Source organism: Rahnella sp. P4_A8 (genome assembly GCF_056402435.1).
In genome coordinates, this window is record NZ_JBFUHK010000293.1 from 1 (window position 1) to 891 (window position 891).

1 protein-coding gene is annotated in these 891 nt (G+C 50.0%); it reads right to left on the minus strand.

The window, feature by feature from the left end; translation table 11 throughout:
- On the minus strand, nucleotides 1-696 hold a 696-nt coding region (locus AC1DUO_RS25530; protein ID WP_477989488.1), incomplete at its 3' end, for a PhzF family phenazine biosynthesis protein.
- Between the last annotated feature and the right edge of the window lie 195 nt (nucleotides 697-891).

Here is an 891-nt window from a genome sequence, read left to right on the forward strand (position 1 = left end):
GATGTCCCTCAGATATCCTGCCAGTGCTGCTGCGGCTGCTCCGGTAGCCGGATCTTCATAAATGCCACCGGCAGGAAAAGGATTACGGACATGAAAAAAGCGTGAATTCTCGGCAAAGATCAGACTGAATGTTGTATACCCTTCACGACGTGCCAGCTTCTCGCCCTTCGCCAAGTCATACGCCATGGCGTTAAGTGTTTCACGATCCCGTAATGCAAGAATAAGGTGATCGCCCCCACCATGCGCCACCGCTGGAGGGATGTTTGGATCGAGTTTGTCGTGGCTGAGGCCAAAAAGGCTGAGCGCATCTTGCAGTGCCTTGGATGTAGCGTGCTTGCTATGGGTTGGCGGTGATATAAAGGCGGCCCCCCACTCCCTTCCGGTGTAATATCCTTTAACCGTTATTTCAGCCCGGTTGAGGTGCAGAGCAAAATCGCCGTCTCCATGCTGACGAGCCAGAACTGCCCCCAGAGCGATGGTTGCATGGCCGCAGAAATCTACCTCCATAGCTGGCGCAAAATAGCGCACACGCCATCCAGTCCCTTCAGGGGCTGCAAAAACAGTTTCTGAATAYCCCAGTTCCGATGCCATTTTTTGCATAAAGGCTGCATCCGGTAAACGATCGCACAGCCCTACTCCGGCAGGATTGCCACCGGTGCTAAGGTATGAAAATGCTGCCACATGATGAATGTCCATTTAGTCACTCTTTTTGATACTAATTTACAGATTGCGGGAGAAATTTTCTCTATCCAGAAAAGCTGCCTGATGCGACGACGGCAAACAGTTCGCTGATTTCATCAGCCTTAACACTATTCATACCTGTCACAAGATCTCTTGAGTAAACATAAAATAAAAGTATGCACAAAGTACAGCACGTGTTTAGGTCAGCAT